The organism is uncultured Nostoc sp. (assembly GCF_964245575.1).
Taxonomy (GTDB): Bacteria; Cyanobacteriota; Cyanobacteriia; order Cyanobacteriales; family Nostocaceae; genus Nostoc.
This window is the reverse complement of the sequence record NZ_CAXTNP010000046.1, coordinates 6,280-14,839: the sequence shown is the minus strand read 5'-3', so window position 1 is coordinate 14,839 and position 8,560 is coordinate 6,280. Positions and strand designations below refer to the sequence as shown.

Here is an 8,560-nt window from a genome sequence, read left to right as displayed (position 1 = left end):
GCGCAAGTTCAAGCAAATAATGTCCCGTTACAGCAGTTAGCAGCAGTACCACCGCAGTTTCGAGGGACGTTAACTGGTCAAGCAAACGTGGCGGGTTCTGTTGAGTCCTTCCAACCGCAAACTATCCAAGCCAGTGGTCAGGGACGGGTGAATCTTGCAGGTGGAACGATCGCAGCTTCTAATATCCAATTAGTAAATGGTCGCTATCAAGCTGTAGTTAATGCTGACGGTTTGGAATTAAATCGGTTAAATCAGCAATTGCGGGGTAAGTTTGGCGGTCAGTTGCAATTAGCTGGCACCCTTGGATCATCCAAATTAGCTGATGTGCGTGCTGCTGGACAGGTGCAATTATCCCAAGGTATCCCTGGTCTTGAGCGACCTCTGACGGCTGCGATCGCTTGGAGTGGTGAAAGGCTGACCATTGAACGAGCAACTGCTCCCGGTTTAAGTGTTACTGGTAACATATTAGCCAATGCAAGAACAGCAGGTATACCGGAAATTACTGCCCTAAATCTCAACGTCCAAGCGCAGAATTACAACTTAAAACAGTTACCGATCAATCTTCCTAATCAGGTTGCTGTGGCGGGGAGAGTAGATTTTAATGGTCAAATCACTGGTAAGCTGCCCTTGCCAAATGTGGTAGGGCAAATTAATTTACGAGACTTGGTTGTTCAAAATATTGCTTTTGAGCCGTTGTTAACTGGAAACATCGATTCAGTACAGGGACGCGGGTTAAATTTGAACTTGGCAGGAAATAGCGTAGACCCGTTGGCGAAGCCTCTCGTAGAGAAGGGGCTTCTCGACAGAGATCGCCTTGCGTTTAATTTAGATGCTAATAATCGCCCGAAATCCTTCTTAGTAAAATGGCAGCAAGCATCAGCTATAGGTAATGTTCAAGGGAATGATTGGGCGCTCAAACTTGCAAATTTCCCCTTACAAATATTGAATTTGACTCCACCAGCAATTACTCGACTGGGTACTGGTAAGATAGCTGGCTTGTTAACTGGGGATTTGCTATTTAATCAGCAGACATTGGCAGCTACGGGGAATTTAGCGATCGCTAATCCGCAAATTGGCCGGCTTCGCGGCGATCGAATAGCTGCTCAATTCCGCTACAGTGATGGTAAAGGTACGGTCACCAGTAGCGAATTTGTCAAAGACAAAAGTAGCTACGCTCTTGTCGGTACTTTTGCTCAAAGCCCTAAAGGGCCTCAACTACAAGGTAAACTGAACGTCAACCAGGGAGAGATCCAAGATGTTCTAGCTGTAGCACAGGTATTTGATTTACAAAATTTGCCAGGTGGTTCAGCAGAAATCTACGGTACAGCAACGGATCTAACCACCACCCCCCAAGGAACGCCAAATGAACCCTTATTCACCCAAATCCAACGGTTTTCTGAAATTGAAGCTTTGGTGGCAGAACAGGAAGAACAGCGACTTAATTCCACTCCAATACCGGATTTGGCAGACTTAAAGGGGACTTTCAATGGGGAAGTGGCTGTAAATACAGCTACAGCCAATGGATTATCAGTGGATTTTAATTTGAATGGACAAGACTTTGCCTGGGGTAAAAAGGAAGAACGGAATCGTTTTTATACTGCCGACAAAGTGATTGCCGAAGGCAACTTTGAAAACGGTGTTTTGAGTTTGCGACCTTTACGGCTTGAATCTGCAAACAGGTTGATTGCTTTTACGGGTAACGTTGGCGGTGATGAACAATCTGGTCAGTTGCGGGTGAATAATTTGCCAGTACAAGTACTAAATAATTTTGTCAAACTGCCAGTTGGAATTACAGGGAATCTTAACGGGACAGCAGCTTTAGCAGGTAGTATTGCTAATCCCCAAGCTAGAGGGGAATTGCAAATCACAGAAGGATTATTGAATCAGAACAAAATAGACTCAGCGATCGCAAGTTTCAGCTATGCCAACGGACGCTTAAACTTTGGTAGTACTGTAGCAGTTGCTGGGCCTAAACCTGTTAATATTACTGGTAGTATCCCTTATAAATTGCCTTTTGCTTCCGTGGCACCAGACAGCGATCAAATCAATTTAGATGTGAAGTTAGAAAATGAGGGATTGGCGCTGTTAAACGCATTGACTAATCAAGTGGTATTTGAGAAAGGTCAAGGAGAAGTAGACCTTAAGGTACGCGGAACATTGCAAAAACCCGAAGTAGATGGAACTGCTACTATTAATGATGCTACTTTTTCAGCCCAGGCTTTGCCAGGTAAGCTGAGACATGTTACAAGTAGAGTGCTGTTTAATTTTGACACCATCTTAGTAGAAAATCTTCAGGGTAAATTTAGTCATGGGAAGGTAGAAGCTGCTGGAGAAATACCCATTTTCAACAATGACAACACTATTAATAATCCCTTAACTGTTAATCTTGATCAGCTAGCGTTAAATCTGAAGGGACTTTACCTGGGAGGTGCTAGCGGCAATTTACAGATTACTGGTTCTGCCCTGAACCCAGTAATTGGCGGTAAAGTAAATTTATTTAATGGTCAGGTATTGCTGGCAGAATCTACCAGCACCGCTTCATCTGCAAATAGTGGTTTTGGCGTATCACCCACCAAAGCCGATAAGCAGAGTAAACCTGAAATTAAGAATGGGACGGGAAATGCGATTGCTAGATTTAATAATCTAGATTTAGAACTCGGTAAAAACGTCCAAATTACCCGTCCTCCTATTCTCAGCTTCCGCGCAACTGGTAATCTCATAGTTAACGGCTCAATCAATCAGCCAATACCCGATGGTACTATTCGGTTAGAACAAGGTGGGGTGAATTTATTTACTACCCAATTTAACCTTGCTCGTGGCTATACACACACCGCAACTTTTAGTCCCTCTCAACCCCGCGACCCCAACTTAGATATTCGGCTATATGCCAAGGTGCTGGACGTAACCCAAGGTAATGACTTCAGCCGGGTAAATACCACAGGTTTATCAGCCTTAGAGAGTGTTCGAGTCGAAGCCACTATCAACGGTCTAGCCAGCAAACTAAATGAAAATCTAGAACTAACAAGTACTCCGTCACGTAGTCAAACCGAAATTGTGGCTCTTTTAGGAGGTGGGTTTATAGACACCCAAGGACGAGGTGACAGTACTTTGGGTCTAATTAACATCGCAGGTTCGGCTGTGTTCAACAATTTTCAGTCAGCTTTTAACCAGATTGGGAGTACTTTTGGCTTAAGTGAACTGCGGATATTTCCTACCGTTATTTCTGATAATCCGGAAGCTGGAAGAAGCAGTTCAACTTTAGAATTAGCAGCAGAGGCTGGGGTTGATATTTCTTCAAAAATATCCGTTTCCAGCATCAAAATTTTGACAACAAATGACCCCTTCCAGTGGGGTGTTAATTACCGGATAAACGATAAGTTTCGTGTTCGTGCTTCCACTAACTTAACCGATGATAGTCGTGCAGTAGTGGAGTATCAAACGCGGTTTTAAAAAAATCTCTTAAATTTTAAATTACGAATTACGAATTACTTCCTGTTCCCTCTTCTCCTTGCTTATCATTATCAATAGCTTGTCATACCTGTTCAACATTCAATTCTAATACCAATTTAATGTGAAGCTGCACTAAATGAGTAACTCTCTATTCTTGGCGCTCTTGGCGTACTTGGCGGTTCGTTTAATATTCTGTGCATCTTCATAAAGAATTGGTATAAGAGGATGTTTGAAAATTATTCTTGTTGGTATCAAAAGTTTTATATCCTCATAAATCCATTAGCCCAATTAAATCAGATTGTGATATTATCGTTCCCCTCTTGATTGATAACTAATCGCAAAATTGATAATCCTAAAATTATTAAAAATAGCACTAAACCAATTGTGCAAGCATAGCTAATTTCCAAGTTAATAAAAGCTTGCTCATATAGATAATAAACAATCGTTTTTGAGCTACTGAGTGGGCCGCCTTGGGTCATAATGTATACTTCTTCAAACACTTTAGTGGCAGAAATAGCTGAAATCACCGCCACTAGTGCTAAATACGGCTTCATCAAGGGTATGGTAATATCCCAATGTTTGCTGATACCATCAGAACCATCGATCGCAGCAGCTTCGTACACATCAGCAGGAATTGATTGCAACCCCGCTAAATAAATCACCATGTAGTAGCCTAGTCCCTTCCACACGGTGACAGCCATAACGCTAGCAAGAGAAATTGGTACAATACCAAAAATTTTTTCTGGGCTAGTTAACCAAGGAATACCTTCTGGAAAAAGGCCTAAAGCTTTCAGCAACTGATTCAGTAATCCGTTTTCTGCATACAGCCATTTCCAAGCTATTCCCGCAACCACCATTGAAATTACCACTGGGGTATAGTACGCTGCTCTAAACCAATTCATCCCCCGCAGTTTCTGATTTAGCAAAATTGCCAGCACTAGGGGAGCAATTACTAAAATTGGGACTACACCCACAAGATATAAAAAAGTGTTTTCCAAGGTTTTCCAAAAAACTGCATCCTTCCAAAGCTTGAAGAAGTTAGCAAAACCTATCCATTGTGGCGGCTGGGCAATATCTTCGTAGCTGGTAAAGCTGAGGTAAAACGCTTGCAGTGCAGGCCAAAAGACTGTTAACGCCAAAAGAACTAAGGCGGGTAGTAAAAATAAATAAGGGGTCAGTCGCTGTTTGATGAATATCCAATTTTTAGGTGTTAATTGATTCATAGAAGGTCTAATAGTTGTTTTGGCTTTGTCAGCAAGAATTTGGGGATGTAAGTAGATTTGAGCTTCAATATTCTAAAGGGATATATTTGCGTAGCGCTAATTAATAACTTGGAGATAAACAGCGATGGAAACTCAACACAACCCGCCAATTGAACATCAAAATGTCCCCATAAACCACCGTGGACTGCATGAATTTTTGTATAGTTCTGACGACGAACACACCGCCACTGAGGTGAGTATAACCCCTGAACTGGCAAACGATGGTACTGAAATCATTAACCTTGAGGCTTGGAGTGCAGCTGCTCAGAACGCTAAAATTGCAGGTGTTTATGCAGTATTGGACGCAGAACGCTGTATGCAGTACATTGGCTATTCTCGGAATGTGTTGCTTTCTTTAAACGGTCATGTCAGCCAAAATGGTCAGCAAAAGTGTGCTTTTGTACGTGTGCAAGCCTTCAAGTTCCCCAAGCGTCAAGAAATGGAAGATTTACGAGATGCGTGGATAGCAGAACTCAAAAGCACACCACCTGGTAATGCAACTGAAAGCGATATGTGGGCTAGTACGGTAGGCGAAGCTGCAAAGGCGGTAATGTCAGAGGCGGAACGTCAAGCCTACGAGGAGAAAAAGCTAAAACTGCGAAAAGCAATGGCTGACACAACCCTCTCTAAAGAGTCAGAAACAATAGATGCGAGTATAGCCGAACGTCAGCGTCAACTTGAAGCTGCTGTGACAAATGATGACTGGAGTGTAATTATTGACGCCCAGACACAGGAAACCAGGTCTTAGGTGTCAATTAAATTAGTTGTCTGTGTTGACATAGTGCCCATGCAGTGGGGGCACACAGGTAGATGTGCGCCCCCACTGCGTATTTCAACCAAACGACTAAAGAGTTTAAAGTAAGTGTATTGCCAATACAGTGCGCTTAAGAATATTTGTAGGTTGGATTGTAGCAAGATCCCCGTAGAGGTACGAAGTAAAACCCAACAAACCCTGCAATATGTTGGGTTTCGTTCCTTAACCCAACCTACACATTTTTATTTTTTGGGCTTAACCGAACCGTATTGAGTGTATTGCCAAAACTGTATGTCCAAAATGGCGCTCAATTACCCTGATAATAAATGCTGCTTAACTCCAAGAGTTATACCTATTTATCTACCTTTTTTAATAAGCATCTTGTCTGCATAACTCCCTTCTGCTAAAGGGTTTCGTTGTCTTACAATTTGCGATCGCCCCGTGGTCGATTACCTCTACAAATACACCATATTATAGATTGACACCATAGCATCATAATTGATGATAAAAGTATAAACACATAAATTCAAGAGGTTTTAAATGTCTCTAAGTATCACAGACGTGTTTGATGCGAATTTCTATAGTGCTGCTAATCCAGACTTAGCAATAGCAGGTTTAACCACAGATACCCAACTTCTTTCCCACTTCCAGACATTTGGTCTAAATGAAGGTCGCCCGTTTTCACCACTGATTAATTTTAATTTCTACCGGGCTAGTAATTCTGATCTTGCAAACCTCAACAATAGCCAATTGTTAGATCATTTGGAAAATAATGGGGTAGCTGAGGGACGTAGTTTCTCTCCACTTGTTGACCTCAACTACTATCGCATTAACAACAGCGATATTGCTAGCTTGAACAATGAGCAACTCTTTAATCATCTTAAAAACAATGGGATTGCTGAAGGTCGCTACTTTTCTCCAATTTTCAATTTGGGATTATCTAATGACAATCTGGGATTGTATAGAGATTTAAACCCTGACCTTGCTTCTTTAAATAACTCTCAACTGTTGAACCACTTTGAAATCTATGGTTTAAATGAAGGGCGTCAGTTTTCACCATATATTGACTTCAACTACTATCGAGCTAATAACAGTGACTTAGCTAATTTTAGTAATAGCCAGTTATTAGAGCATTTTGAAATTTTTGGTCTGAATGAAGGGCGTAAGAGTTCACCATTTTTTGATGTTGGTTATTATAAAGCAAACAACCCCGACTTAGCTTCTTTAAATGGCATTCAGTTGCTGGAACACTTTAACTATTATGGGCAGTATGAAGGACGCCCTGGTTCTAGCGACTATGCTGGAAACACATTAAGCACTGCTCGGCAACTCTCAGTAAACTCAAATTTTACTTATGTATTTGATTCCGTTGGTTCATCTGATTCTAATGACTACTATCGGCTTGATTTAGATAAAGCTAGTACAGTTTCTATAATTAACTTTAGCTATTCTAGAAGCGTAATTGAGCAAATACTGGATAGTCAAGGTCAGGTTATAAATTCTACAACCTCTTATGAATTCGACAGACCTATTATTACAAAATCATCTTCGACAAACATACCCATTCCTGATGGTTTAGGTCTTAGCAATTCTGATGTAAATCAATTACTTAAATCAGCCGATACATTTCAAACTTCATTGGCTCCAGGTACTTATTACATAAGGATTGAACCGCAAGCAGATAACACTGATTACTATTTCTATATTTCTGCTACATAAGGTAAACAAATTAATAAAAAATCGGATTTTTTTAACAACATGACATCAAGACACAATTGTAAATATCCTTGCCTAATTACTTACCCAAAATCAGAATATTAACAGGGTACAGCAGAAATAGCACAAACTTGTAAACCAACGGGTGTGTGAATAATCACAGATTCCACACCAAATACTTGAGCGATCGCATTTGGTGTGAGAACTTCTTCAGGTGTACCAACTTCCCAAATATGACCCTGTTTTAATAATGCAATGCGCGAACTATACCGGGCTGCTAAATTCAGTTCGTGTAAAACTGTGATAATAGTTAATCCCTGCTGCTGATTCAGTTCTTTAAGTAGTTCCAATAGTTGCAATTGATAGTTGATATCTAAAAAAGTTGTCGGTTCATCTAATAGTAAAACTTTTGGTTCTTGCGCTAGTGCTAGAGCTAAAAAAGCGCGTTGTCTTTCACCACCTGAGAGTTGTTCGACTAAGCGATCGCTAAATTTTTCTAATTGCGTCTTTTCAATCGCAGCTTCCACTTTCACCCAATCTTCGGCGGTTAATTCCCATTGCCACCAAGGTTGATGTGGCGTGCGTCCTAAGCTGACTAATTGTCGCACACTTAAGCCAACAGGAACCGTTTGTTGTTGCGGTAATAATGCCAGTTTCTGTGCAACTAAATTTGGAGGTTGAGAATGAATTGCTTTGCCATCAAGTAGCACTGTTCCCTGCTGTGGGGAGAGAATACGACTCAGCAATTTGAGTAAAGTAGATTTACCTGAGCCATTTGCACCAACTAAACTCAACCACTCTCCTGTTTGCAGAGTGAGGTTAATATTTTGAACAATTGGTACTAAGGTGTAACCGCCTGTGAGGTTTTGCAGTTCGAGTGGCATTTGCTGAAATTCAAAAATGAGAAACTTAATTTTACAGGATTTGAGTGGATTATTTAGCCTGACTTTTCACGGAATGTGGATAAGGTCATTTGGAGGGTTCTCAAACCCTGATTTTTCCGTTAGTTATTCTCATTAACTCAGAGCTATTGATAATTAACCTATGGAAAAAGCCACATTTTTTCCGGGCTTGAGGACTTCCTGTGAAAAGTCAGATTATTTAGCATCCTTATACCTGGTTAAATTCAATTAGACACATTGATTTAGCTTGGCTTTATCCATTTAATCGAATTGCGATCGCTACTGCGTAAATTACTCAAATGAGAAAGCAATGTGCCGTTTGCTTGCCCAAAACACTAAAATGAGTGTGTGATCTAGCGAAATGAGAAAGCAATCAAGCATTTTGAGAAAGCAATATGCCTTTTTACTTGCTGAATATACTGAAATGAGAAAGCAATCAAGCATTTTGAGAAAGCAATATGCCTTTTTACTTGCTG

Annotated in this window: 5 protein-coding genes; 3 read left to right on the top strand and 2 right to left on the bottom strand. The window is 40.9% G+C overall.

Annotation, left to right across the window (positions count from 1 at the left end):
• Nucleotides 1-3,450: translocation/assembly module TamB domain-containing protein (locus ACFFAP_RS10155; RefSeq protein ID WP_375511095.1), on the top strand; the 3,450-nt coding region annotated here is incomplete at its 5' end.
• A 293-nt stretch (nt 3,451-3,743) separates the two neighbouring features.
• On the opposite strand, the gene ACFFAP_RS10150 is transcribed toward ACFFAP_RS10155, so the two are convergent.
• Nucleotides 3,744-4,673: a carbohydrate ABC transporter permease gene (locus ACFFAP_RS10150; protein ID WP_375511094.1), complete on the bottom strand. Its 930-nt coding sequence runs from the start codon at nt 4,671-4,673 to the stop codon at nt 3,744-3,746.
• A 124-nt stretch (nt 4,674-4,797) separates the two neighbouring features.
• On the opposite strand from ACFFAP_RS10150, the gene ACFFAP_RS10145 reads away from it, so the two are divergent.
• Both ACFFAP_RS10145 and ACFFAP_RS10140 read left to right on the top strand, forming a co-directional pair.
• A complete protein-coding gene (locus ACFFAP_RS10145) occupies nt 4,798-5,460 on the top strand; it encodes a GIY-YIG nuclease family protein (RefSeq protein ID WP_375511093.1) in 663 nt (220 codons plus the stop codon).
• Nucleotides 5,461-6,006: 546 nt separating this feature from the next.
• A complete protein-coding gene (locus ACFFAP_RS10140) occupies nt 6,007-7,185 on the top strand; it encodes a hypothetical protein (RefSeq protein WP_375511092.1) in 1,179 nt (392 codons plus the stop codon).
• 98 nt (nt 7,186-7,283) lie between these two features.
• On the opposite strand, the gene ACFFAP_RS10135 is transcribed toward ACFFAP_RS10140, so the two are convergent.
• On the bottom strand, nt 7,284-8,066 hold the full coding sequence (locus ACFFAP_RS10135; protein WP_375511091.1) for an ABC transporter ATP-binding protein: 783 nt from the start codon (nt 8,064-8,066) through the stop codon (nt 7,284-7,286).
• Nucleotides 8,067-8,560 lie beyond the last annotated feature (494 nt).

Excerpts from the sequence above, each read along its gene's own strand:
- ACFFAP_RS10150 (WP_375511094.1), bottom strand. The coding sequence starts at position 4,673 with ATGAATCAATTAACACCTAAAAATTGGATATTCATCAAACAGCGACTG.
- ACFFAP_RS10145 (WP_375511093.1), top strand. The coding sequence starts at position 4,798 with ATGGAAACTCAACACAACCCGCCAATTGAACATCAAAATGTCCCCATA.
- ACFFAP_RS10140 (WP_375511092.1), top strand. The coding sequence starts at position 6,007 with ATGTCTCTAAGTATCACAGACGTGTTTGATGCGAATTTCTATAGTGCT.
- ACFFAP_RS10135 (WP_375511091.1), bottom strand. The coding sequence starts at position 8,066 with ATGCCACTCGAACTGCAAAACCTCACAGGCGGTTACACCTTAGTACCA.